We start from the raw sequence: 24,382 nt of genomic DNA on the forward strand, positions 1-24,382 counted from the left end.
AAATGGATATCACACAAACACCTGCTCCCACACAGGCCACCAACAGTGCAATCGGCAACGCTGCGACCTCCAGTGTACTAAGCTCGGATTTTGAAGTGTTTCTCAAAATGCTTACCGCGCAAGCTGAGTACCAGGATCCGCTTGAACCCATCGATTCGTCCGAATACGCGGCACAGCTGGCGCAATTCTCAATGGTCGAACAGCAGGTCATGACGAATGATCTAATGCAAGAAATGCTTGCTGCACTGGGTGCCAATGACATGTCTGGCGCAGCCAATTGGATCGGAATGGAAGCGTTGGTACAAGGGCCGGTCAAATTTGAAGGATCGTCGATCACCATTGCTCCCAACCCGCCTGTCGCTGCGGATGCTGTGACACTGTTAGTAACAAACGAACAGGGCACCGAGGTGACCCGCCTCAGCCTACCGGTCAGCGCCGAACCATATATCTGGGATGGCCTGGACTCGGATGGAACGGCTCTTCCACATGGCGAGTACTCCTTCCAGGTCGAAAGCGTCGCAAATGGAGAGGTTCTGTTGACAGAACCAGCACTGGCTTACAATCGCGTGACCGAGGCGCGCATCGAAAATGGATCAACCCTGTTGGTGCTTGAAAGTGGATACATGGTACATGCCAATAATGTGACGGGGCTGCGAGAAGCGTCCTAGGGCAACGCGTCGCTTATTCTGAACCCGGTATAGACACTCGGCATGATGAGACGACGAAAGCGACCAAAGGGAAAGCGCGTGGCGGCAGTAGACATGACATCCGGGTAGTGATCTGGACGTTTGCCGCTTGCTAGAGCCGCCAGAACATGGCCAGCATACGTGCCCATTGCTACGCCATTGCCGTGATATGCAAACCCGGCCAGCACGCCTGACATTCCAGGTACTGCCCCTACAAACGGCACGCGATCTCGCGTCAAGCAGACAAGTCCCGACCATGCATGCGTGATGTCAACATCAGACCACGCCGGGAACATGGAATGAAAGTGACGCATCACGGAAGAACGCGCTGCTGTTTCTGCCTTGCGGCCCGAGAGCAACCCACCGCGCATTCCGAATAGAAACCGCCGATCCGGCATCAAACGGAAGTAATGGAGCAGGCTCCGCGTATCATACGCCATCTGATCGCTCGACCATCCCTGTCGCTGCAGGTCTTCATCGGTCAACGGGCGCGTTACGACAACAGTTGATTGAGCGGGCATGTAGCGTGCGGCCATCCAAGCTGGGACGTCTTCGCTCGAATAGCCATTGGTTGCGACGACTATCTGTTCAGCACAGACGGCACCGTTCGGAGTTTTGATTGCTCCGGACGTGATGCTCAGAGCCGGGCTGTTATCGTGGATCGCGACACCCAACTCGAGACACGCATCTATCAACCCATCAAGCAACTTCCGTGGGTTCAAGCCAAACCCAATCGGGATTGTAAGCGCACCGTGAAAGGGGCCAGACAAACCAGCTGAGGCCAAATCTGAAGGAGGCAGAATGTCGGCTTCGACCCCATAGTTTTCGTAAGCGGCACGTGCTTCCCCTTCGAAATTTTCAAAGGCGCGGGGCCTGTGGGCAAGACATGTTTCGCCGTGCGAATGCCGATCCACATCTATCGACAGATCGTCAATCAGCTGTTCAACCAGCTCAACAGCAACCCGCTCTGTGGTCCGCCACGCCCGCCTCGCTGAATAACCATATCGCTGATCCAATGTCGCATCCGAACGCATGCTGCCACCCAGGCAGCAAAATCCACCGTTGCGCCCTGACGCGCCCCAGCCGGCCGCGATTGCATCCAGAACAACAACCCGCGCACCGCGCCGTGCAAGATGCAACGCTGCAGAAAGGCCGGTGAAGCCAGCCCCGACAATGGCGACATCATATTTGGCATCACCCAACAACGCGGGTCGCGCCGTTGCTTGGGCCGTTTCATCCCACCAGCATCCATCCCTTGGTCCAGATGCGTAGGCATATTTTGAAAAAATGCGCCTCATGCAGCGCGAGCAGCCGCCTGTTCGTCCCGCTTTGCCCGCACTGCCGCCTGTTTTGATGCCAACGATGCTGCGATTACGCCGACCGTGACCAATCCAATAAGAATGGTGCTAAGGGCGTTGATCTCAGGGCTGACACCAAGCCGTACGGACGACCATATCTTCATCGGGAGGGTCGTGGCTGAAGGTCCTGATGTGAAGGAAGCGATGACCAGATCGTCAAGGCTGAGCGTGAAGGCCAGAAGCCAGCCAGAAATGACGGCAGGCGCGATGATCGGCAATGTCACGAGGCGAAAGGCATCCCAAGGTGACGCCCCAAGATCAAGCGCTGCTTCCTCAAGCGATCTGTCAAAACTCACCAAGCGCGAAGACACCACGACTGATACAAAGCACATCGAAAACGTTGTATGCGCCAGAACGATGGTCAAAACGCCCCGATCTAATCCAATCCCGATAAACAGCAGAAGCAGCGACAGACCGGTGATCACCTCGGGCATCACCAACGGCGCATATATCATGCCAGAAAACAGGGTACGCCCCCAAAATCGTCCGCCGCGCACAAGAACATACGCTGCCATCGTGCCCAGAACTGTGGCAATGGTCGACGAGATGACCGCAACGCGGAGCGTTACCCACGCCGCGTCCAGAAAAGCGTCGTTCGACAACAGCTCACCGTACCATTTGGTCGAAAACCCCGCCCAAACCGTGACCAGCTTTGACGCGTTGAAACTGTAGATCACGAGGATCAGCATCGGCACGTACAGAAACACAAACCCAAGCGTCAGCGACACGACATTGAAGGACGAAAGCCGGTTCATCCCTCGGCCTCCACCTGTTTCTGTTCGTTCCGCTGAAACAGAACGATGGGTATGATCAGGATCAGCAGGAGGATCACAGCAACCGCAGAAGCCACCGGCCAATCACGGTTTGAGAAGAACTCTTCGAACAGCACCTTCCCGATCATCAACGTGCCCGAACCACCCAAAAGCGATGGGATCACGAATTCGCCCAGCGCCGGAATAAAGACCAGGAAACACCCTGCAATGATCCCGTTGCGCGAAAGTGGAATCGTCACCAGCCAGAACGCCTTGATCCGCGAACATCCCAAATCCTCAGCCGCCTCGATCAGCGATCCGTCCAGACGGTCGAGCGCGGAATATATCGGCAGGATCATGAAAGGCAGATACGTATAAACGATCCCGATATAGACCGCAGTGTTGGTGTTCAGGATCGTCAGTGGCGCATCAATGATCCCAATCCACAACAGGAATTGGTTCAAAAAACCTTCGCCCGACAAGATACCGACCCATGCGTAGACGCGAATCAGAAACGACGTCCAAAACGGAAGGATCACCAGCATCAGTAGGGTTGGGCGCCACTGTTCTGGTGCGCGGGCCATGGCATAGGCCATGGGATAGCCCACTAGCAGCGTCAAAAGCATCGAAATCAACGCAATCTGAAGCGAACTGACATAGGCTTTCCAATACAAATCATCTTCGGTCAGAAAGATGAAATTCTCGAAATCCAGTTGCGACAGCATATTCCAGATGCCGTCTTTGGCGGTGGGCGTGTACGGCGGAATGGCCAGCGCAATATCCGACAATGATATTTTGAAGACCACCGCGAACGGGATCAGGAACAGCGCAAAAAGCCACGCATAGGGAACCGCTATGAGAACCGCACGCCTCATTTCGCCAAAAGCACCCCGGCGGTCTTGGTCCAACTCACCCAGACCGGGTCTTCCCACGTGAAATCTCTGCGCGAGATGCGGCGCGTGTTGGCCACCTGCGCCTTGATGATGTCACCCGTGGGCAACTCCACGTGATACGTGGACAGGTTCCCAAGATAGGCGATGTCCAGAACCTTGCCCTGCACAGCATTGTCGGCCTCAGGTTTGTCCCTGTGGATCGCTACCTTCTCGGGCCGGATTGCCAGATGGCATGCCTGACCATCAGAAAACGGGCGGGTGCTTGCGGCGACCACCGGTGTCTGTTGTGCGGCCCAGTTGACCTCGTAGGTTTCGTTTTCAATCGGCTTGGCTTGACCGCGGAGGATGTTCACATCCCCTATGAAATCCGCGACATAGACACTGTTCGGCGCTTCATAGATGCGCTCAGGCGTTGCGACCTGCATCACGCGCCCCTCGTCCATGACGGCCACGCGGCTGGCGACGGTCATCGCCTCTTCCTGATCGTGGGTGACAATAACGAAAGTCGTGCCCGTCTTTTCCTGAATGTCCATCAACTCGAACTGCGTCGCCTCGCGCAGTTTGGCATCAAGCGCACCAAGCGGTTCATCCAGCAAAAGCAGTTTGGGCGCCTTCGCCAGTGACCGGGCGAGCGCCACACGCTGGCGTTGCCCACCTGAAATCTGATGCGGTTTACGACGCGCAAACTTTTCAAGCCGCGTCAGCTTCAACATCTCTTCGACTCGTGCCGCAATAGCCGCCTTGTCATTGCTTTCGCGCCGTAGGCCGAACGCGATGTTGTCCCACACAGAAAGATGCGGAAACAGTGCATAGGACTGGAACATCATGTTCACGGCCCGTTTGTTAGCTGGCACACCGGCAATGTCCTGTCCCGCCAGTTCAATGGACCCGTCCGTCAAGTTTTCGAACCCCGCCAGCATCCGCATCATTGTCGTCTTGCCGCAGCCCGATGGGCCCAGCAGGGCAAAGAATTCACGTTCAAAGATGTCGAGGGTCAGATCATCGATGGCAATAAAATCACCAAAGCGCTTCGTGACATTGCGAAACCGGATCAACGGCTTCTCATTCGGGTCGTCCCAGGGGGCGAAAACAGTCTCTGCCAAGGGGAATTCCGTTCAAAAGGAAATGGGCGCGAGGAGATGCCTCGCGCCCGGAAGTCGGCCTTAAGTGCCAGACTTGATCTTGGTCCACATACGCGTGACTGTCCGCTGCACGCGGGCCGGATACGGTGTGGTGGTGTAAAGGTTCTCGAGCGTCGCCTCGTCCGGGTAGATTGCCGGATCACCAATCACGTCCTCAACCAAAAACTCTTGCGAGGCTGCGTTGCCGTTGGCGTAGTACACATAGTTCGAAGCTTGCGCCATGTTCTGCGCGTCCAGAATGAAGTTCAGGAACGCATGCGCACCCTCGGGGTTCGGCGCGTCGGCAGGGATTGCCATCTGGTCAAACCACATCAGAGCACCCTCGCTCGGCGCATTGTAGGCTACCTCAACCCCGTTCTCAGCTTCGGCAGCGCGGTCACGTGCCTGCAGGATGTCACCGGACCAACCGAAGGCGACACAGATGTCACCATTCGCCAGCGCGTTGATGTATTCCGAGTTGTGGAATTTCTGCACGTAAGGACGCACACCCATCAGGATTGGCTCGGCCTTGGCCAGAACATCCGGATCGTGGCTGTCGGGGTCTTCACCGATGTATTGCAGAGCCGCTGGAACCATCTCGGTCGGTGCATCCAGGAAATGCACGCCGCAAGCCTGCAGCTTTTCCATGTTCTCGGGCTTAAAGACCAAATCAAGCGATCCCAGCGGCGCATCTTCACCCAGGATTTCCTGAACTTTGCCAACATTCACGCCGATGCCGGTGGTGCCCCACATGTAGTTGATGGAATAAGCGTTGTCTGGATCATACTGCACAGTCCGCGCTTCGACCACGTCCCACAGGTTTTCGGCATTGGGCAGCTTGGAGGCATCCAGTTTCTGGAATGCCCCCGCACTAATCTGGCGCTGCAAGAAGGTGCCCGACGGCACGACGATGTCATAGCCAGAAGAGCCGGCCAGCATCTTCGTTTCCAAAACCTCGTTGCTGTCAAAGACGTCGTAAACCAGATCAAGCCCGGTCTCTTCTTCGAATTTCGTCAGCAGGTCTTCGTCGATGTAGTCAGACCAGTTGTAAACGCGCACTTCGTCTGCAAGCGCAGCGCCCGTCAGGGCAAAAGCTGCGACAGAACTCAGCAGTGTAGTTTTCATGGTGTACTCCCCGTATCACGCCCGGTGAGCCCGGGTCAGCGGTTATGAAATCAACTTTTGCTTCATGCGTCCAGCAAGATTGCAGATGGCGGATTGACGGCAGGCGCGCTGCCCATATTCTCGGCACGTTGTTCAACACCCGAGGTTTCCATGCCCGCCATCACAAACCACCTGCCCACGTCCGAGCTTCAGGCACTGGACGCAGCGCACCACATGCACCCTTTCACCGCAGGGGGCGAGTTGGCTGAAAAAGGCGCGCGGGTCATCACGCGGGCCAATGGCGTGTTCCTGCACGACAGCGAAGGGAACGAAATTCTTGATGGGATGGCTGGCCTTTGGTGTGTGAACATCGGCTATGGCCGTACGGAACTTGCAGATGTCGCCGCCCGCCAGATGCGCGAACTGCCCTATTACAACACCTTCTTCCAAACGACCCACGTGCCCGCCATTGCGCTGGCCCAGAAGATTGCCGAACTTGCTCCAGGCGATTTGAACCACGTCTTCTTTGCAGGATCTGGGTCCGAGGCAAACGATACCAACCTACGCATGGTCCGCACCTATTGGGCCATAAAGGGCAAATCTGACAAGCAGATCGTGATCAGCCGCAAGAATGCCTATCACGGCTCGTCCGTCGGATCGGGATCGCTGGGTGGCATGACGGCGATGCACGAACAGGGCGGCCTGCCCATCCCCGGCATCGTTCACATCAACCAGCCCAACTGGTGGTCCGAAGGCGGCGATATGAGCCCTGAGGATTTTGGTCTGTCGCGGGCACAAGAATTGGAAGCGGCAATTCTTGAACATGGCGAAGACAAGGTTGCCGCTTTTATCGCTGAACCCATCCAGGGTGCGGGCGGTGTCATCATCCCGCCCAGCACGTACTGGCCCGAAATACAGCGTATCTGCGACAAATACGAAATCCTGTTAATTGCAGACGAAGTGATCTGCGGTTTTGGTCGGACCGGTAACTGGTTCGGCTCACAAACCTTGGGGATTAAGCCGCATATCATGACGATCGCCAAGGGGCTTAGCTCGGGCTACCAACCCATCGGCGGGTCGGTGGTCTGTGACGAAGTGGCAGAGGTGATCGGGTCGGGCGAGTTCAATCACGGCTACACCTATTCCGGTCATCCGGTTGCCGCAGCGGTCGCCCTTGAAAACCTGCGTATCCTCGAGGAAGAAAATGTGCTCGACCATGTGCGCAATGTCGCAATGCCTGCGCTGCAGCAGATGTGGCATGGGCTGGCCGACCATCCGCTGGTTGGGGAAACCACGATCACCGGCATGATGGGATCGCTCGCGCTCACACCGGACAAGGATAGCCGCGCAAAGTTCGCAATGGATGCTGGCACTGCTGGGTTCATGTGTCGCGAACGGTGCTTTGCAAACAATCTGGTGATGCGCCATGTCTATGACCGAATGGTCATTTCACCACCCCTGATCATCTCACTGGATGAGATTGCAGAGATGGGTCGCCGGGCACGAACCGCGTTGGACGAGTGCTATGCGCAACTCGTAGACGGCGACATGCTAAAGCCCACCACCTAGTTCTTTACAATCATGCCCCTTGGCCGATCGCAGAAACATTCTGCGGGTCCACTTTCCGTGATCCGAATGCTTTCTGTGATGGCCAGGCCCCAGCCGTCCATCCACAGGCCTGGCATGAAGTGAAAGGTCATGTTCGGCTCAAGCACCGTGTCGTCCTCTGCCCGGAATGAAATGGTGCGTTCGCCCCAATCGGGCGGATAGCTCAATCCAATGGGATACCCGCAGCGCGCCGTGCGCTCGATCCCAACCTTCTTCAGCGCTCCATTCAAAGCCGCCGCTACGTCCCGCGCCTGATTGCCTGCACGGGCGGCATCAATTCCTGCCTCCAGCCCCTCAATCACTGCGGCTTCGGCGCGCTTCATCTCGTCCGGTGGGTGCCCAAGGAACACCGATCGACACAATGGCACATGATATCGACGGTAACACCCTGCAATCTCGAGTGTTGTCGCCTCTCCTGACCGAAACGGATCGCCATTCCATGTGAGATGTGGCGCGGCTGCATCTGCCCCCGATGGCACAAGCGGCACAATCGCTGGATAGTCTCCCCAGTCTCCGTCGACGCCCCGGATGGCATCCCGATATGCTTCCGCTACCACCTCATTCTTTGGGATGCCCGGAACGATACGTTGTGCCATACCGTCAACTACTGCTTCAGAAATGCGTGCCGCCTTGCGCATGAAAGCAATCTCGGCATCCGATTTTACAGCACGACACCAGTTCACGAGCGACGTGGCATCAACCAACTCAAGCCCTGCGGTTTCAAGCACCGCATATGCTTTGGCAGAGAAATAGTAGTTGTCCATCTCGACTCCAACACGACCAGAGAGACGGCTAGCAAGGTCTTCCATTGGGTGCCGGGTTGAGGTTTGAATGTAATGTTCGTCATATCCGACCGCGCCACCGTCGCCCATCCAAGTCGTACGCATCGCGCCCGCCACGTCCTGCAAACGACCCCACCAGATCGGATCGGCATCATGGGTCACGATCACACCCTGATGCACATAAAATGACCACCCATCATAACCCGTCAACCATCCCATGTTCGACGGGTCCGTGATCAACAGACAATCCAGATTGGCCTTTGCCATGGCTGTCCGGACCTGCATCAACCGCGCGTGATACTCCCCAATGTCAAATGCATATTCCATGATTCCCAGCCATTCCCTGTTTTGATGTCACGGGAACAATGCCCAAAAACGCACAACAGTGCAGTGATTCCGACCGGATTGCGCTACCAATCGTTGTTTTGCGTCATAGTTGGTTGCATTGCGCCATCCACCTCGGTTTAGTTTGCGTCAAAGCGGCGACACAAGATCGCCAAAAGAACGGGGAGCCAGATTTGGCCAACACTGCGACCGACCACGCGTTCGTCGAATTCGAGCGTGTGCAGAAGAGTTATGATGGCGAAATCCTCGTCGTCAAAGATCTCAACCTCTCAATGCCCAAGGGCGAGTTCCTGACGATGCTTGGGCCGTCAGGGTCGGGCAAGACGACCTGTCTGATGATGCTGGCCGGATTCGAGACAGCCACGCATGGCGAAATTAAGTTGGGCGGCAAACCGATCAACAACATCCCGCCGCACAAGCGTGGGATCGGTATGGTGTTCCAGAATTATGCGCTCTTCCCGCACATGACGGTGGCCGAAAATCTCAGCTTTCCGCTTGAGGTGCGCAAGATTGGCAAATCCGAGCGCGAAGAAAAGATAATGCGCGCGCTTGGCATGGTGCAGATGCAGGACTTTGCAGGTCGGCGCCCCGCGCAACTGTCCGGTGGTCAGCAGCAGAGGATCGCTTTGTCCCGTGCGCTGGTGTTCGAACCCGAGCTGGTGCTGATGGACGAACCGCTCGGTGCGCTCGACAAGCAACTACGCGAAACCCTGCAGTTCGAAATCACGCGGTTGGCGCACAATCTGGGAATCACGACCGTTTACGTGACCCACGACCAAACCGAAGCGTTGACCATGTCCGACCGCGTTGCCGTCTTCGACGACGGGCGCATTCAACAACTGGCCCCGCCAGATCAACTTTATGAAGAACCCGAAAACAGCTTCGTCGCGCAGTTCATCGGCGAAAACAACACGCTCATGGGCACCGTCAGCAAGATCGCAGGCGACCAGTGCGAAGTGACGCTGGACGATGGCGAGATCATTGACGCCAAGCCCGTCAATGTCACCGAAGTGGGTCAACGCACCCGCGTCTCCATTCGCCCTGAACGCGTCGAAATGAACAAGGAACGGCTCAGCCCTGACGCGCATACGCTGAAGGCCGAAGTGCTGGAATTCATCTATATGGGTGACATCTTCCGCACGCGCCTACGCGTCGCAGGGAACGACGATTTTGTCATCAAGACACGCAACGCCCCCGATCAGGTGCGCCTGACACCGGGTACTCAGATCGACATCGGGTGGTTGCCACAGGATTGCCGGGCGCTTGACGCCTGAGCAAAGAGAAGAAGGCCAGGGCGACGCCCGTGGTCCGGCCTTCGCACAATTCAAACGGGCGTTAACAATGGGAGTAAGTTCATGAAACTCACCAAGACCCTACTTGCCACAACTGCTTTGACGCTGGCGTCGGGCACGGCATTCGCCGACGGCCACATGGCCAGCGACATGACTCTTGTCAGCTGGGGCGGTGCATACCAGTCTAGCCAGCAAAACGCATATGTCGCGCCGTATCTGGAAATGAACGAAGGCGTCAGCGCCGTGTGGGACGAAAGCTCGGCCGAAGCCGTGGCGAAACTGCGCGCCATGAACGAAGCGGGCAGCGTCACATGGGACGTCGTTGACGTCGTGGCCGCAGACGCGATCCGCCTATGCGACGAAGGCCTGGCACTGGAAATCGATCCAGACGAAGATCTGGCAGCCGCCCCCGATGGCACATCGGCTGCGGACGACTTCGGTGACTTGTTGGTCAGCGACTGCTTCATCCCGCAGATCGTCTATTCGACCACGTTCGGCTATCGTACCGACCTGGTCGGCGATACAGCGCCCACAAGCGTTTGCGCCGTCTTCGACACGGAAGCGTACCCCGGCAAGCGGTCGCTGGAAAAGCGCCCGATCAACAACATGGAATGGGCACTGCTCTGCGACGGTGTGGCCAAGGATAACGTCTATGACGTGCTCGCGACCGAAGAAGGTCAGCAGCAGGCGCTCGACAAGCTGGCAACCATCAAGGACGACGTGATCTGGTGGTCCGCCGGTGCCGATACGCCCCAACTGCTGGCTGACGGCGAAGTGGTGATGGGTTCGACCTATAACGGTCGTCTGTTTGCAGCCATCGAAGAACAGAAGCAGCCGATTGGTATGCTGTGGGATGCGCAGGTATTCGACCTTGATGGTTGGATCATCCCAACGGGCCTAAGCCCCGAGCGCGAAGCACGTGCACGTGACTTCATCAAGTTCGCAACCGACACACAGCGTTTGGCAGACCAGGCCAAGTACATCTCGTACGGCCCTGCACGCGCGTCCTCGGCACCGCTGGTTGGTCAACACGCGGAATTGGGCATCGACATGGCACCACACATGCCAACCGACCCCAACAATGCGCAGAACACGTTCCTCTACAACTACGAGTTCTGGGCGGACTACCGCGACGACATCGACGCCAAATTCCAAGCTTGGCTGGCACAATAAGCCAAGGTTTGGCGGACGACACGTCCGCCTTACTGCACACCAATCGTAAGGCGGGGGTGTCCCCCGCCTTGCCCCACCAAAGGGGACGACCATGCCCAAAGGCTACATCATCGGCCATATCACTGTGAACGACCCTGAGGCGTACAAAGAATACGTCGAAAAGGACACGCCGATCCTGCTGTCACACGGAGCGGTCCCATTGGTGCGTGGCGGTGAAGCACAGTCGATGGAAGGGCCGGAGTTTTCCCGCCACGTCGTCTTTGAGTTCCCCACCTACGAGGCGGCATTGGCCGCCTATAACGACCCCGAATACCAAGAGGTCATGAAGATCCGCCACCGCACTGCGACATCAATGATTGTCGTTGCGAAAGGAGCCTGACCCATGGCCGAAATGATGCTTGCCGCCGACGGCACCCCGCTGAAACGCAGCCTCGCACGCGCCTTGCGCCGTCAGAAACTGCGGGCATTGGGGCTGATTGCGCCACTCCTGATCTTTGTCTTGATCACATTCATCGTGCCGATCGCGTCCATGCTGTTCCGCTCGGTCGAAAACCAGATCGTCGAAAACACACTTCCCATGACGGTCGAAGCATTAGCGGACTGGGACCCGAACGCTGGCAAAACGCCCAGCGAGGCCGTCTACGAAGCACTGTATTTTGACATGTTCCTCGCAGCCGAGGCCAAGCGCCACACAAGGCTCGGAACGCGTCTCAACTACGAACAGACCGGGGTCTCGTCCCTGTTCCGCCAATCCGGGCGCGCGCTCGATGACATTGGCAAGGAAACGCAAAAACCGCTCGAAAAGCTCAACAACGCTTGGAAAGACGGCGAAACATGGCACGGCATCTTCAATACCACAGACAACACCGACACTGCTCTGCTTGACCTGCAGCGCAAGCGTGTCGCGGCCCTCACAGGGTCACCAGCCAGTGATGAGGTCAACTTTGCACCGGACGCGACCCTGTCCAACCTGCTGCCCAGGACAACACGGGCCTACACGGCGTGGGCTGTTTACACAGCCACGCAGCAAGGCCGTGACCCTGCCACCCGCGACCCATGGGAAGCCGTGGCAACCGCCCTTGCGCTGGATCTCAGAACCGCTGACCTTTCGGCATATTCAGGACCGGGCGCTGACTTGCTGGCCGAGGCCCAGACTGCTGACCTGCCCGTTCCGGCGATGGCGACTGCCTTTGCAGACATGGATGAAGACTGGGCCGGAGCAACGGTCTGGAAGACAATTCAAACGCATTCCAGCACCTACACATCAGGTTATTTCCTCAACGCCGTCGACGCGCAGAAAACGCCTGATGGGGTCGCCTGGCAACCCGACGACAAACAGATCCTGCTGAAACTCTTCGGTCGTACAATCTGGATGTCACTGCTGATCACCTTCTCCTGCATCGCGCTGGGCTATCCCATCGCGTGGCTGCTCGCCAACCTGCCAATGCGACAGGCGAACCTGCTCCTGATCCTCGTTCTTTTGCCATTCTGGACCTCGCTCCTCGTGCGGACATCAGCCTGGAAAGTCATGCTGCAACAGCAAGGTGTGATCAACGATGTGCTGGTCTGGATCGGCCTTGTCGGTGACGGCGACCGCCTGATCATGATCAACAACCAGTTCGGCACCATCGTTGCCATGACGCACATCCTGCTACCGTTCATGATCCTGCCGATGTATTCGGTGATGCAAACCATCCCGCCCAGCTACCTGCGGGCCGCCAAATCACTGGGGGCCACCAACTGGACCGCGTTTTGGCGCGTCTACTTCCCGCAGTCTGTTCCAGGCATCGGCGCGGGTAGCATCCTCGTCTTCATCCTGTCGATCGGCTACTACATCACGCCGGAAATCGTGGGTGGGACCAAGGGTGTCTTCATCTCGAACCGGATCGCCTACCACATCTCGTCATCGCTGAACTGGGGCCTTGCCGCCGCGCTTGGAACCATCCTGCTGGCCGCCGTGCTGGTGCTCTATTGGGCTTACGACAAGATCGTGGGCATCGACAACGTCAAGCTGGGATAACAGACCATGGGCCTTCCTCCATACGCCACGCTGGGTCAGCGCATCTGGTACTACAGCTTCCGGGTCATTTGCGGGCTGATATTCTTCTTCCTGGTCGCACCCATCGTGGTGGTCATGCCCCTGTCGTTCAACGCACAGGACTTCTTTACCTTCACGCCCGAAATGCTCCGGCTTGATCCCGAAGGGTACTCGCTCAAACACTACCGCGACTTCTTCACCAACCCACAATGGCAGTTGGCCCTCAAGAACTCGCTGATCATCGCACCGCTGGCAACGATCATCTCGGTCAGCCTCGGAACGCTTGCCGCAATCGGCCTCAGCCAAAGCCATGTGCCGTTCAAAGGGACAATCATGGCCATCCTGATTTCGCCCATGATCGTGCCGCTGATCATCTCGGCCACAGGCATGTTCTTCTTCTACGCCCAGCTCGGCAACTGGCTCGAGGGCACGCTGGGCTTGGACAAAGGGTTCGTCGGCTATGTCAAAGTCGTGCTGGCCCACGCCGTGCTTGGCATCCCGTTCGTGATCATCACGGTCACCGCAACGCTGGTCGGCTTTGACCACTCCCTGACACGCGCAGCAGCCAACATGGGTGCAGGACCGGTCACAACCTTCTTCCGCGTACAGATGCCGCTGATCCTGCCCGGCGTCATATCGGGCGGCCTCTTTGCCTTCATCACCTCGTTCGATGAAGTCGTCGTGGTTCTGTTTGTGGGATCAGCCAGCCAGAAAACTCTGCCTTGGCAAATGTTCATCGGCCTGCGCGAACAGATCAGCCCAACAATCCTTGCAGTGGCGACGATCCTGGTCGTGATCTCCATCGCGCTGCTGACAACAGTTGAACTCCTTCGCCGCCGCAGCGAACGGTTGCGCGGGCTATCACCCGGCTAAGCCTTCTTCTGACCGGAAATACCACGGGGGAGCCCGAAGGGCGGGGGGCAGCGCCCCCACAAACAATGGCGCCGCCGCAGGCGCCCTTCGGATCACCGCAAGCGTTTCAGCAAGTTCAGTGACGCATATCCATCCGCAACCAATCCCTGTGACTGCTGAAACGTGCGCACCGCCTCCAAGGTCTTTGGCCCAATCCGGCCATCAACGCCCTGCGTACTGAAGCCCGCAGCTGTCAAACGACGCTGCATTTCCTTGCGCTCCGAAAAGGTCAAAGCACGATCCTCCAGAGGCCATTCCGCCTGGAACTTTTGCCCGCCGCCAATCCGATCGCTCAGATGCCCCACGCCAATGACATAAGCATCTGCCGCGTTGTACCGCTCGATCACCTCGAAATTCTTGAAGATCATGAAGGCGACACCCTGACTGCCTGCGGGCAACAGGATCGACGCAGAACCGTAGTCCGGAACCGGCTTACCATCGACACCGAAAACCCCAAGATTGGCCCATTGGGACGGCATGCGGGCCACCTTTCGGCTGGCTGTCGCATAGTCGAAGCTACTTGGCAGCTCCACCTCAACGCCCCAAGGCTGGCCCTTAATCCAGCCAAACCCGGCCAAGTAGGCTGCGGTCGACGCGAGCGCATCCGTGGGATTATCAGACCAGATATCACGCTTGCCATCGCCTGTGAAATCCACGGCGTGGTCAAGGTAAGACGTCGGCATAAACTGCGTGTGCCCCATCGCACCGGCCCAGGATCCGGTCATGTTACGGGGGCTGGTATCACCGCTTTGCAGGATCTTCAGGGCGGCAATCAACTGCCCCTCAAAGAATTCTCCCCGCCGTCCGTCATGGGCAAGTGTCGCAAGGCTTTGCACGACATCATTCGACCCGCGAATACTGCCGTAGCTGCTCTCAAGCCCCCAAACGGCGACAACCACCTCCTTGGCAACACCGTAACGCGCCTCGATGGCCTCCAACGCATCCTGATGCTCACGCAATGCCTGTTTGCCGTTGCGCACGCGCCGGTCGGACACGGCGCTGTCCAGATACTCCCAGATCGTCTTGGTAAACTCTGATTGGTTTCGATCCAGGCGGATTACGTCCGTATCATAACTCACCCCGTCAAAGGCCCGGTCAAAGGTCGCACCACTGATCCCTTGGGCCAGTGCACGCGACTTGAAATCCCTGATCCATCGCTGAAAATCCGCATTGGATTCTGATGCTTCCACGGGCGGTGGGGATGGTGCTTGCAGCGCGGCCGGGCGCAGCTGTGGACGCACAACCGTTAGGGTTGCCACATCAAGTGGTGACAGCGTTTGTGTCCGGGTAACCGTATCCACAACGGGCCGCTGTTCTGGCCTGATCGAAGACGGAATGGCTTGTGCCATTGCTGTGCCAGCAATGAAAATCGCGCTGCCTGCCGCGCTAAGGGTGACTGCCCACCGCATGTTTTGCCTCATAATCGCTTGTGCCGCGTTTTCCCTAATGTAGCGAAAATCGGCTGTCCGGCAAAGGCTCAGTCGAAATGGGCGCGGTCCTTCGCCACTTCGTGAACTTCTGCCCTGATACGCGCCAGGTGATCACGCAATAGCGAAACACGGTGCGGGCGAAAGCTTTTGTCCGTCACACACAGCTCATCCATACGGTCCAAACGGAAGACCCGAAAGTCCTCCCGCAGGTGACACCACGCCAGCAACACGTTGGTGTTTTCCATGTAGACGATGCCCAGCGGTTTGACTGTCCGCTCGGTTTGATCGCCTTTGGCATCCTGATAGGCAAAGTGCACGCTCACCTCGTCCCATGCTGCCTGTCGAAGCGTGCCAACATCAATGCGTGGCGGATCAGGCCGCCAATACCGCCGCGCATCAAGCACGGCATGTTTCAACCGGTGCGCCTGTTTCGGTGGCACGCGGGCCTGAATCTTTGCCAGCGCGGACGTCGCCGCCTTCGCAAGGGCGGGATCCGCAATCACCGCAACATCGCGCAACCCCAGAACCAACGCTTCCAACTCGTCATTCTCGAAACCAAGTGGGGGCAATGAGGCATCTTCGATCAGCGTAAAGCCAAACCCCGCCTCACCATCGATAACGGCGCCAAGGCCACGCAACTCGTCGATATCGCGATAAATCGTCCTCAGCGACACGTCCATTTCATGGGCAAGCGATTGCGCCGTGATAGGGGGCGTCAGTCGCCGCAAGGTCTGCATCAACTGAAAAAGGCGGTGTGTTCTGGTCATGCTTCATTCATATCACATGTGCTGCCAATTTCTGACAGTACGCCTCGATATCTCAAGCTCAGAATTCATTTTGAGGAGAGAAAGATGCTGACCCTTGTGACTTACCCTCCCGCCTTTGGCCAACCCAGCGGCAGCCCGTTCTGCGTCAAGGCGCTGTACCTTCTGAACCTGTCCGGGCTGCAGTGGCAGCGCAAAGACACCGCTGATCCGCGCAGTTGGCCCAAGGGCAAGCTGCCCGCCCTTTGGGTCGATGATGAGATCATCGGCGACAGCGACAATATCCGCGCCTGGCTGGAAGAGCACGGCGCACACTTTGACCAGGGGCTGAGCGATCTGGATCGTGCTACGTCACGCGCTTTCATCCGCATGGCCGAAGAGCACATGTACTTCCACGTTGTCATGGATCGTTGGGGGGACAAGGCCGTTTGGCCCTTGGTTAGAGACACATATTTTGCTGCAATCCCCGTTTTCCTGCGCAAATTCATCACGCGTGGCATCCGCCGCATGCTCTTGCGCGGCATGGATGCACAAGGTCTTGGCCGCTTGACCGCAGGCGAACGGCTTGAGCGGATCGAACCGGATCTGTTGGCCATCACCGATCGCCTGTGGCACGGCCCGTTCCTGTTCGGACCGAAACCCAGTGCGGCAGACGCCAGTGTCGCCGCCATGCTCGGCGCCATGGCCTCCACCCCCGGGGGGACGGCACTCTCACGCCGGGTGAAACAGGACGTGATGCTGGTCGACTACATGAAACGGGTCGAGGCGGCGCTGGGTTAGCGCCGCTTGCGGCTCACCTTGCGCTTGGCTTTGTCCGACCGGCGCTTGGCATTGGCAGGTTTGCGGCGCGGACTGCGACCTGCCGGGCTGCGCCGACCGCGTGGCAGGTCCTGTCCGTCCAGAGTGAGAAGCTCCAAAGCGATGCCGCCCGTCACAGGCACCGCTTCGGCCAGGCGCACGGTCGCGCGCTGCCCTAAACCGATGATCATGCCGGTGTCGGACCCCATCAGCGTGTTCGCCTCGCGGTCGAAATGGAAATACTCCGCACCAATGGACCGCATCGGTACAAGACCGTCCGCCCCGCTGTCATCCAGCTTCACGAAGATACCGAACTTGGCAATTCCGGCCACACGCCCTTCAAGCTCGTCTCCCACACGCTCACTCAGATACGCGGCAAGGTAACGATCCGTCGTGTCCCGCTCGGCCACCATCGACCGGCGTTCCGTGTCCGAGATGTGGGTGCCCGTCTTTTCCAGATTCTCGATGTCTTCCGGCGTCAGCCCATCCTTGCCCCAGCCATGCGCCGCAATCAGCGCCCGGTGCACGATCAGGTCCGCATAGCGCCGGATGGGCGACGTGAAATGCGCGTAGCTGCGCAGCGCGAGGCCAAAATGCCCAAAGTTCTGCGGGCTGTAATAGGCTTGCGTCATAGACCGCAGGGTCGATATGTTGATCAACTCCGCATCTTCCGTGTCTGCCGCCTGCGCCAGCAGCCGGTTCAGATGCGCGGTCTTCAGCACCTGTCCCTTGGCAAGGGTCAGCCCTGCCGCTTGCGCCGTTTCGCGCAAACTGTCCAACTTGTCCGGCGAAGGTTCTTCGTGATTTCGGAACAAGAGCGGTGTTTTCTTTGCAATCAACGTCTCAGCCGCGGCAACATTCGCCAGCACCATGAACTCTTCGATCAGACGGTGAGCATCCAGCCGGTCCTTGAAGGCTACCGACCGCACCGTGCCATCCTCGTCCAGAACGATCTGTCGCTCCGGCAGGTCCAACTCAAGCGGCTGACGGCGTTTGCGAGCCTCGACCAAAGCCGCATAAGCGGCATAGAGAGGCCGCAAAACAGGCTCTAACAAGGGCTTTGTGCGGTCATTCGGGTGCCCGTCGATGGCCGCCTGCACCTCCTCATAATGCAGCGACGCGGGTGAACGCATCAGGCCACGGTGAAAGCTATGCCCGATCTTTTCGCCATGCGCGTCGATCTGCATCCGCACCGCGATACAGGCGCGCGGCACACCCTCGTGCAGCGAACACAGGTCGCCCGACAACCGATCTGGCAGCATCGGCACAACCCGATCCGGGAAGTAGGTCGAGTTGCCACGCTTTCTCGCCTCCCGGTCCAACGCAGAACCGGGTGTGACATAAGCCGCAACATCGGCAATCGCCACCCAGACGACATGCCCACCTTCGTTCTTGGGATCGTCGTCGGCATGGGCATAGCACGCATCATCATGGTCGCGGGCATCGGATGGGTCGATGGTGATCAGTGGCATGTCCCGCAGATCTTCACGCCCCTTCAAGCCTTTGGGCTTTTGCGCATCGGCTTCGGCGATCACCGGATCAGGAAAGGCGTCAGGAATACCGTGTTCATGGATCGCAATCAGCGACACCGCCTTGGGCGCTGACGGATCGCCCAACCGTTCCACAATGCGTGCACGGGGCAGGCCAATCCGGTTTTTCGGCCCAGCCTGTTCGGCTTCGACCAACTCGCCATCCTTGGCACCGTGGGTCGCCCCCGCAGGCACTGACCATTCCTTGTCGCTGCCCTTGTCAACGGGCACGATACGTCCGCCCTCGGTTCCGGCCCGAAACACGCCCAATATGCGGCGCGGGTTGGTGCCAATACGGCGGATCAGACGCGCTTCGTAATTATGATCGCTGTCCTTGACCAATGTCAGACGGGCAAGAATGCGATCCCCGGGTCCAAGGGCTGGATCAGATGCGCGCGGCAGGACCAGGATCTTTGGTTCAACCCCTTCGCCCTGCCACTCCATCGGGCGGGCAAACAGATCACCGTCATCGTCCGGTTCCTCCACTTGCAGCACACTTACAGGCGGCAGGCGGTCCGGATCCTGATACGTCTTCTTGCGCTTTTCCAGATGTCCCTCGGCCTCCAGCTCTTTCAGCAGGCGTTTGAGGTCGATGCGCGCAGCACCTTTGATCCCGAACGCCTTGGCGATGTCACGCTTTGCAGTCAGGGTCGGATTGGCGGAAATCCAGTCCAGTATCTCGGATTTTGTGGGAATACGGCTCATGGGTTCGAGGTAGCACGCGCATACAGGGGCGTCATCGCAAATCGTCGACCCTGTCGACATCCGCCAGTGTGTCGACCAGCGCAACACGGGGCATACCCAGCGCTGCACGGCTGTCATCAAGCGCATGTTCTGTTGACCAGCGTACCCCGTTCAAAGCCGATTTCCCCAATTTAGAGCCTGCTTTGACCCCGATCAGCCAATACCCACCATCCGGCGCAGGCCCAAAGACTGCATCGTGGTTGCCCAGCGCCGCGAATGCCTTTGCAATACGCTTTCTGGTAATATCAGGGACGTCAGCCCCAATCACGCAGACCCGACCACCCGCTTGCTGCATCATTCGGATCATCCGGTCACCAAGGTTGCCCCTACCTTGCGGCCACCGCTCAAACCGTCCCGGCCAGACACGGCTGCCCATCCCCTCGTAATCAGGCGCAACAGCAAGCACCACGCGCCAGCGGGGGTCTTCAATCCGGCGCAAAAGCGCATGCACCTGATGACGAAACCACCACGCGGCCGACACCATCCCGATGTCCCCGCCCAGACGTGTTTTGACGCGGCCCGGTCTCGGCACTTTCAGCATGACGACCAGCGTGGGCCTCAAAGCGGCCTCTCCATGTCGCGGTGCGGTATACCGGCATCATCATAGATCGGGCCAAAGGCGGCAAATCCAAGCCGTTCATAGAATGTCAACGCGTGGGTTTGCGCGCCAAGCTTGGCCTTCGAAACACCGCCCTGTCGGCGGGCAACATCAAGACACGCCTGGATGATCGCCGCACCAAGGCCCGTGCCGCGCGCCTCTTTCAACACGCATACACGTCCAATCTTGGCGACGGAGCCCTGCACCAGAATGCGTGCGCACCCCATCGGCTTGCCCTCAACATGAGCCAATACATGCAATGCATGTTCATCCAGACCATCCACCTCTTCCGCCTCGCTCACACCTTGTTCTTCGATGAACACGGAGCGCCGCAACGCGTGACATGTGGTCAGATCGTCGGTCTGTTCGATCTGCCAAGTCACTTGAAATAGTCCTGCAAGATGCGGGTATAAATCGATTTCAACTGACGGATATGTGCCACCTCCACGTGTTCATCGACCTTGTGCATGGACTGACCAACCAGCCCGAACTCGACAACTGGGCAATGGTTTTTTACGAACCGCGCGTCCGAAGTCCCTCCAGATGTGCTGAGAACTGGTTTCACCCCGGTCTCAGCTTCGACTGCCGCGGCCACAAGGTCAGACAGGTGCCCCGGCGGGGTCAGGAAGCTTTCGCCAGACACTTTGACCGTCACGTCGATCTCAACGCCATAGGCGCTCGCCACTTCGTCCGCCTGCGCCTTCAACCACGCGGTCAGGCTGTCACCGGAATGGATATCATTGAAGCGGATGTTCACTGCCGCGCGGGCTTGCGCAGGAATTACGTTGGTGGCCAGGTTGCCGGTATCCACCGTGACCACGGCAAGGGTGGACGGGTCGAAGTGATCCGTACCCTGGTCCAGCTCGTGACTGGCCAACCGGTCCATAAGACGCATCAGCGGGGGCAGAGGATTATTGGCGCGATGCGGATACGCAGAGTGACCCTGCACACCAGTGACGGTGAACCAAGCGGTCATTGATCCACGCCGACCGATTTTCATCATTTCGCCCATCGTGTCGGGGCAGGTCGGCTCACCGACAAGGCAGACGTTCATTGCCTCGCCCTCTTCCTCCATATGCGCCAGCAGGGCGGTTGTCCCGTCGACGGCGTCTCCCTCCTCATCCCCTGTGATCGCCAAGATGATCGCGCCATCCGGCGGTATGCTCGTGACGAAATCGATGGCGGCGGCGGCGAAGGCGGCGACGCCCGACTTCATGTCCGTCGTGCCGCGACCGTACATGACACCATCGCGTTCTTCGGCACCAAAAGGGGGCATGGTCCAATCCTCGGCATTGCCGATCGGCACCACATCCGTGTGCCCGTTGAAACCAAAGGTCCGCGCATGGCCCTTGGCACCGAAACGGGCAAAGAGGTTGCGAATGCCGCCACGATCCGCCCATGCACATTCAAAACCAGCCGACGACAACAGGTCGTGCAGGATATCCAAAGCCCCCGCATCCATCGGTGTCACCGACGGGCAGCGCACAAGATCAGCGGTCAGAGCAACAGGATCAACAGGTTGCATGAATAAGCCCCTTTGCAAGCATGTGGCGAAAAGGACGCGTTGTGAACACCTTACGCCGTCCGGACAGTTAACAGCCCATAAATACCTGTGCTAGAGTGGTCGCAATAATATGACCCGAGGCAGGGCATCAGCAGTTCGGCCGCCAACGTGCGGCCACCCAAGTGCATAAAAAGGCACACAAGACGCGCGGATCAACCGCGTGCGCTGCGCTTGTTCTGTCCGCAACTATTGGGGTGGGGCAAACATGCCGGCAGCAGAGCTTCCGATTCAAACGGTGCGCGAAGGCGTTGACGCGTCCGATATGGCAGATGCCATCTTTGGCGACGGCGTTCAGGTGGTGTCAGCGTCGTATACCGGCGACCGGGACAGTGCCGGGATCTATACGAACGGTGACAGTGTGGCACCCGGGGTGACCCCAGGCGATACGGGTGTCATCCTGTCAACGGGCGAGGTTGAGGATTTTACCAACTCCTCCGGCCAGGAAAACCAATCGACCAACACGTCAACCAACACCTCCGGCCAAAACAACAACGGCCAGTTCAATGCGGCGGCAGGAGCGCGGACCTTCGACGCGTCCTATCTGGACGTCGATTTTATTCCGGACGGCAATCTGATGACGATGCAATTCGTTTTCAGCTCGGAAGAGTATCCCGAATTCCAGAACTCGATCTACCAGGACTTCGTGGGTGTCTGGGTCAACGGCGACCTTGTCGAAATGGAGGTCGGGGATGGGGATACAGATCCGGGCAACATCAACACCACCAACAACATCAACATGTTCGTCGACAACTCAAATGACGCATTCAATACTGAAATGGACGGGTTCACGATCACGCTGACCCTGACCATGGTCGTCAACCCGGACGTGGTAAATTCGATCCGGATTGGCATCGCTGATGTTGCGGACAGCCAGTTCGATTCCAACCTGCTGATTGCCGGGGACTCGGTTCAGACATCCTTGGTCGCCGTGGGCGATGACGTGAACGTCTACCCGGACGGGACAACTTCGTTCAACGTACTCGACAACGATGTGTCGCCCGTAGGCAGCACGTTGACGATCACCCATATCAACGGCCAGCCTGTCAGCTACGACTCCGTCACCGGGATTGGGACGACCATCACACTGCCAACAGGACAACAAGTCACGATTGGCCCGAATGGCGAACTGACCGTTGTTGGCGACGGCGACGAAGAAGACTTTAACTTCACGTATACCGTCACGGACGGCAACAACACGGACGTCGGCTTCGTCAATGCAACATCCGTCCCCTGTTTCGTGGCAGGCACTCTGATCTCGACGCCTGAGGGCGATGTTCCGGTCGAAAGCCTGCGCGAAGGTGATCCGGTTCTGACCCAAGACGATGGGCCACAGCCCTTGCGCTGGATTGGCACTCGCACCGTCGCTGCCCAAGATCAATACGCCCCGATCCTGATCCGCGCTGGCACATTCGGCCAACATGACGATGTCATGCTCTCTCCTCTGCACCGCGTGCTGATCCGCGACAGTCTGGCCGAACTTTTGTTTGGTGATCGCGAAGTTCTGGTGGCGGCGAAAGATCTGGTCAACGACCGCTCCGTCACCCGGCGTGAGGGCGGGACAGTCACCTATGTCCACCTGATGTTCGACAGACATCAGGTTGTGTTCTCGGGCGGGTTGGCAACCGAAAGCTTCCTGCCCGGACCGCAGACAACCAAGAGTTTCGAGCGGGAAATCGTGGAGGAGATTTGCAGCATCTTCCCTGAACTCGACCCTGAAACGGGCGAAGGCTACGGCCCAGCCGCCCGCCGTACTTTACGCGGATACGAAGCTGGGCTGTGGCGCAAGACGCGCGCTGCCGCATGACCTGGATCGGCGTCAACGATCACGAGGACGGTCGGTTTTCAAAAACCGGCCTTGGCAAAGACACGTCTATTACAAAGCTGGGGCCGATGCTCGAACGCGGCACGCTGATGTTCGAAACGCAGGTGGCTGGGCATGAACGGCCCCACGAACTACTCGGCATCGCACACCCCTTTCCCTGGCCGCGCGAGCTGTCGTTTCGTGCGATCCCGGGCGGCGGCATTGCCATGTTGCACCGGCACAATACCGATATCACGCATGCGGCCATCCGCTGGGCCAATGACGGGCGCACCCACACGCTGCGGGTCACCTACGCATGGAACGCACCCGAAGGGTGGGGGCGGCTGGCCCTGGAGCGGCCCGAAGGCAACCGCATCGTCAGCCGTCCCGTTCACATGCCCCGACCGTTCATGACTGACGATCTGCGCGATGTTGTGCTGGCTCATCCAGCTCGGACATTGTCACAAGAAGTGCTGTTTAGCGCACTCAGCGACGATATCCTGCCGATCGGCCCGATGCCATCACTTCACCCCGCAACACCCATTGCGACACCGGGCGGCTACCGCCCTGCCGAAGTCTTGCAACGCGGCGATACCGTAGTGACAGACAGCGGCGACATCGTTCCCATCCTGCACACGATACGCCACACCGTTCCCGCGCGCGGCAGCTTTGCCCCAGTGCGGCTGCGCGCACCCTATTTTGGCCTGCAGCGCGACATCGTCGTCGCACCTGAACAGCGACTTGTTCTGAAAGGGTCCGAGGTCGAATACATCTTTGGACAGGAAGCGGTCCTGGTGCCTGCTCGGCACCTCGTGAATGGGCACGCCGCGATCTGGAACACATGCGGTAGCACTACAGACTACGTTCAACTTATCCTGCCTGGGAATGAGTCTCTGATTGCGGCAGGCTGCGCAGTCGAAAGTCTGTATATCGGGCGTATTCGCCGTGATGCAGAGCGCTTGAATGAAAGTGTGCTGGCAGACGTCCCAAGCCGTCTGCTGCCCGAACATGCGCGGCCCATCCACCAAGTGCTCGGCCCGTTCGAGGCGATCACGCTGGTCGATCAGCGCGCAGCTTAAAAGGGACGGGG

22 protein-coding genes are annotated in these 24,382 nt (G+C 58.4%); 10 read left to right on the forward strand and 12 right to left on the reverse strand.

The genetic code is table 11. From position 1 onward, the window contains the following. Positions 1-2 precede the first annotated feature (2 nt). A complete protein-coding gene (locus Q1A51_RS19510) occupies positions 3-668 on the forward strand; it encodes a flagellar hook capping FlgD N-terminal domain-containing protein (protein WP_299601416.1) in 666 nt (221 codons plus the stop codon). Here Q1A51_RS19510 and Q1A51_RS19515 read toward each other — a convergent pair. Genes Q1A51_RS19515 through Q1A51_RS19535 form a run of 5 tightly spaced genes read right to left on the reverse strand, consistent with a single transcriptional unit; the run spans position 665 to position 5,935 of the window. Next, the gene (locus tag Q1A51_RS19515) at positions 665-1,984 is read right to left on the reverse strand and encodes an FAD-binding oxidoreductase (RefSeq protein WP_299601419.1); all 1,320 of its coding nucleotides are present in this window, start codon (positions 1,982-1,984) and stop codon (positions 665-667) included. The two genes, Q1A51_RS19510 and Q1A51_RS19515, sit on opposite strands and share 4 nt — an antisense overlap. Next, positions 1,981-2,799, reverse strand: a complete 819-nt coding sequence (locus Q1A51_RS19520) for an ABC transporter permease subunit (RefSeq protein ID WP_299601422.1) — start codon at positions 2,797-2,799, stop codon at positions 1,981-1,983. Before Q1A51_RS19520 ends, Q1A51_RS19515 begins: the two co-directional genes overlap by 4 nt. Further along, on the reverse strand, positions 2,796-3,671 hold the full coding sequence (locus tag Q1A51_RS19525) for an ABC transporter permease subunit (RefSeq protein WP_299204134.1): 876 nt from the start codon (positions 3,669-3,671) through the stop codon (positions 2,796-2,798). The genes Q1A51_RS19520 and Q1A51_RS19525 overlap by 4 nt, the downstream gene beginning before the upstream one ends. Then, positions 3,668-4,792 (reverse strand): ABC transporter ATP-binding protein, encoded by a 1,125-nt coding sequence (locus Q1A51_RS19530; RefSeq protein ID WP_299601426.1) that lies wholly within the window; start codon positions 4,790-4,792, stop codon positions 3,668-3,670. The genes Q1A51_RS19525 and Q1A51_RS19530 overlap by 4 nt, the downstream gene beginning before the upstream one ends. A gap of 60 nt (positions 4,793-4,852) precedes the next feature. Continuing rightward, positions 4,853-5,935 carry a polyamine ABC transporter substrate-binding protein gene (locus Q1A51_RS19535; protein WP_299601429.1) on the reverse strand — a complete coding sequence of 361 codons (1,083 nt, stop codon included), beginning with the start codon at positions 5,933-5,935 and terminating at the stop codon, positions 4,853-4,855. A 150-nt stretch (positions 5,936-6,085) separates the two neighbouring features. Between Q1A51_RS19535 and Q1A51_RS19540 the strand changes: the two genes are divergently transcribed. Beyond that, complete coding sequence (locus Q1A51_RS19540; RefSeq protein WP_299601432.1) at positions 6,086-7,483, forward strand: aspartate aminotransferase family protein; 1,398 nt, start codon at positions 6,086-6,088, stop codon at positions 7,481-7,483. Here the strand turns inward: Q1A51_RS19540 and Q1A51_RS19545 are convergent. Then, complete coding sequence (locus Q1A51_RS19545; protein ID WP_299601434.1) at positions 7,480-8,631, reverse strand: M24 family metallopeptidase; 1,152 nt, start codon at positions 8,629-8,631, stop codon at positions 7,480-7,482. The two genes, Q1A51_RS19540 and Q1A51_RS19545, sit on opposite strands and share 4 nt — an antisense overlap. 191 nt (positions 8,632-8,822) lie before the next feature. Here Q1A51_RS19545 and Q1A51_RS19550 point away from each other — a divergent pair, with 191 nt between their 5' ends. The 5 genes from Q1A51_RS19550 (at position 8,823) to Q1A51_RS19570 (ending at position 14,025) form a co-directional block, all read left to right on the forward strand. After that, positions 8,823-9,923: an ABC transporter ATP-binding protein gene (locus tag Q1A51_RS19550; protein WP_299204119.1), complete on the forward strand. Its 1,101-nt coding sequence runs from the start codon at positions 8,823-8,825 to the stop codon at positions 9,921-9,923. Positions 9,924-10,004: 81 nt separating this feature from the next. After that, a complete protein-coding gene (locus Q1A51_RS19555) occupies positions 10,005-11,114 on the forward strand; it encodes an extracellular solute-binding protein (RefSeq protein ID WP_299204116.1) in 1,110 nt (369 codons plus the stop codon). 91 nt (positions 11,115-11,205) lie between these two features. Next, positions 11,206-11,493: a DUF1330 domain-containing protein gene (locus tag Q1A51_RS19560; protein ID WP_299601437.1), complete on the forward strand. Its 288-nt coding sequence runs from the start codon at positions 11,206-11,208 to the stop codon at positions 11,491-11,493. Between the two features lie 3 nt (positions 11,494-11,496). Then, positions 11,497-13,134 (forward strand): ABC transporter permease, encoded by a 1,638-nt coding sequence (locus tag Q1A51_RS19565; protein ID WP_299601439.1) that lies wholly within the window; start codon positions 11,497-11,499, stop codon positions 13,132-13,134. A gap of 6 nt (positions 13,135-13,140) precedes the next feature. Then, complete coding sequence (locus Q1A51_RS19570) at positions 13,141-14,025, forward strand: ABC transporter permease (RefSeq protein WP_299204107.1); 885 nt, start codon at positions 13,141-13,143, stop codon at positions 14,023-14,025. A gap of 92 nt (positions 14,026-14,117) precedes the next feature. Here the strand turns inward: Q1A51_RS19570 and Q1A51_RS19575 are convergent, their stop codons facing one another. After that, positions 14,118-15,473, reverse strand: coding sequence for a lytic murein transglycosylase (locus Q1A51_RS19575; protein WP_299601442.1), 1,356 nt, complete (start codon positions 15,471-15,473; stop codon positions 14,118-14,120). 68 nt (positions 15,474-15,541) lie between these two features. Further along, positions 15,542-16,261: a YafY family protein gene (locus Q1A51_RS19580; RefSeq protein ID WP_299204102.1), complete on the reverse strand. Its 720-nt coding sequence runs from the start codon at positions 16,259-16,261 to the stop codon at positions 15,542-15,544. Positions 16,262-16,345: 84 nt separating this feature from the next. Between Q1A51_RS19580 and Q1A51_RS19585 the strand changes: the two genes are divergently transcribed. Further along, positions 16,346-17,038: a glutathione S-transferase family protein gene (locus Q1A51_RS19585; protein ID WP_299601445.1), complete on the forward strand. Its 693-nt coding sequence runs from the start codon at positions 16,346-16,348 to the stop codon at positions 17,036-17,038. Here the strand turns inward: Q1A51_RS19585 and rnr are convergent. The 4 genes from rnr to dapE are packed head-to-tail and all read right to left on the reverse strand — an operon-like array spanning position 17,035 to position 21,452. Continuing rightward, entirely contained in the window at positions 17,035-19,290 is a 2,256-nt protein-coding gene (gene rnr, locus Q1A51_RS19590) for a ribonuclease R (protein ID WP_299601448.1), read from the reverse strand. The two genes, Q1A51_RS19585 and rnr, sit on opposite strands and share 4 nt — an antisense overlap. Before the next feature lie 31 nt (positions 19,291-19,321). After that, positions 19,322-19,891: a TIGR04282 family arsenosugar biosynthesis glycosyltransferase gene (locus Q1A51_RS19595; RefSeq protein ID WP_299601450.1), complete on the reverse strand. Its 570-nt coding sequence runs from the start codon at positions 19,889-19,891 to the stop codon at positions 19,322-19,324. Further along, a complete protein-coding gene (locus Q1A51_RS19600) occupies positions 19,888-20,310 on the reverse strand; it encodes a GNAT family N-acetyltransferase (RefSeq protein WP_299601453.1) in 423 nt (140 codons plus the stop codon). The genes Q1A51_RS19595 and Q1A51_RS19600 overlap by 4 nt, the downstream gene beginning before the upstream one ends. Beyond that, the gene (dapE, locus tag Q1A51_RS19605) at positions 20,307-21,452 is read right to left on the reverse strand and encodes a succinyl-diaminopimelate desuccinylase (protein WP_299601455.1); all 1,146 of its coding nucleotides are present in this window, start codon (positions 21,450-21,452) and stop codon (positions 20,307-20,309) included. Before dapE ends, Q1A51_RS19600 begins: the two co-directional genes overlap by 4 nt. 244 nt (positions 21,453-21,696) lie before the next feature. Here dapE and Q1A51_RS19610 point away from each other — a divergent pair, with 244 nt between their 5' ends. Both Q1A51_RS19610 and Q1A51_RS19615 read left to right on the forward strand, forming a co-directional pair. After that, positions 21,697-23,295 (forward strand): Hint domain-containing protein, encoded by a 1,599-nt coding sequence (locus Q1A51_RS19610; protein WP_299601457.1) that lies wholly within the window; start codon positions 21,697-21,699, stop codon positions 23,293-23,295. Beyond that, positions 23,292-24,371, forward strand: coding sequence for a Hint domain-containing protein (locus tag Q1A51_RS19615; protein ID WP_299601459.1), 1,080 nt, complete (start codon positions 23,292-23,294; stop codon positions 24,369-24,371). Before Q1A51_RS19610 ends, Q1A51_RS19615 begins: the two co-directional genes overlap by 4 nt. Positions 24,372-24,382 lie beyond the last annotated feature (11 nt).

The organism is uncultured Tateyamaria sp., from assembly GCF_947496075.1.
Taxonomy (GTDB): Bacteria; Pseudomonadota; Alphaproteobacteria; order Rhodobacterales; family Rhodobacteraceae; genus Tateyamaria.

What these genes read in the sequence shown, in the direction of transcription:
- Q1A51_RS19580 (WP_299204102.1), bottom strand. Translation starts at nt 16,261, where the DNA reads ATGACCAGAACACACCGCCTTTTTCAGTTGATGCAGACCTTGCGGCGA.
- Q1A51_RS19555 (WP_299204116.1), top strand. Translation starts at nt 10,005, where the DNA reads ATGAAACTCACCAAGACCCTACTTGCCACAACTGCTTTGACGCTGGCG.
- Q1A51_RS19610 (WP_299601457.1), top strand. Translation starts at nt 21,697, where the DNA reads ATGCCGGCAGCAGAGCTTCCGATTCAAACGGTGCGCGAAGGCGTTGAC.
- dapE (WP_299601455.1), bottom strand. Translation starts at nt 21,452, where the DNA reads ATGCAACCTGTTGATCCTGTTGCTCTGACCGCTGATCTTGTGCGCTGC.
- Q1A51_RS19515 (WP_299601419.1), bottom strand. Translation starts at nt 1,984, where the DNA reads ATGAGGCGCATTTTTTCAAAATATGCCTACGCATCTGGACCAAGGGAT.
- Q1A51_RS19615 (WP_299601459.1), top strand. Translation starts at nt 23,292, where the DNA reads ATGACCTGGATCGGCGTCAACGATCACGAGGACGGTCGGTTTTCAAAA.
- Q1A51_RS19525 (WP_299204134.1), bottom strand. Translation starts at nt 3,671, where the DNA reads ATGAGGCGTGCGGTTCTCATAGCGGTTCCCTATGCGTGGCTTTTTGCG.
- Q1A51_RS19520 (WP_299601422.1), bottom strand. Translation starts at nt 2,799, where the DNA reads ATGAACCGGCTTTCGTCCTTCAATGTCGTGTCGCTGACGCTTGGGTTT.
- Q1A51_RS19535 (WP_299601429.1), bottom strand. Translation starts at nt 5,935, where the DNA reads ATGAAAACTACACTGCTGAGTTCTGTCGCAGCTTTTGCCCTGACGGGC.
- Q1A51_RS19565 (WP_299601439.1), top strand. Translation starts at nt 11,497, where the DNA reads ATGGCCGAAATGATGCTTGCCGCCGACGGCACCCCGCTGAAACGCAGC.
- Q1A51_RS19545 (WP_299601434.1), bottom strand. Translation starts at nt 8,631, where the DNA reads ATGGAATATGCATTTGACATTGGGGAGTATCACGCGCGGTTGATGCAG.
- rnr (WP_299601448.1), bottom strand. Translation starts at nt 19,290, where the DNA reads ATGAGCCGTATTCCCACAAAATCCGAGATACTGGACTGGATTTCCGCC.
- Q1A51_RS19540 (WP_299601432.1), top strand. Translation starts at nt 6,086, where the DNA reads ATGCCCGCCATCACAAACCACCTGCCCACGTCCGAGCTTCAGGCACTG.
- Q1A51_RS19560 (WP_299601437.1), top strand. Translation starts at nt 11,206, where the DNA reads ATGCCCAAAGGCTACATCATCGGCCATATCACTGTGAACGACCCTGAG.
- Q1A51_RS19575 (WP_299601442.1), bottom strand. Translation starts at nt 15,473, where the DNA reads ATGCGGTGGGCAGTCACCCTTAGCGCGGCAGGCAGCGCGATTTTCATT.
- Q1A51_RS19570 (WP_299204107.1), top strand. Translation starts at nt 13,141, where the DNA reads ATGGGCCTTCCTCCATACGCCACGCTGGGTCAGCGCATCTGGTACTAC.
- Q1A51_RS19585 (WP_299601445.1), top strand. Translation starts at nt 16,346, where the DNA reads ATGCTGACCCTTGTGACTTACCCTCCCGCCTTTGGCCAACCCAGCGGC.
- Q1A51_RS19510 (WP_299601416.1), top strand. Translation starts at nt 3, where the DNA reads ATGGATATCACACAAACACCTGCTCCCACACAGGCCACCAACAGTGCA.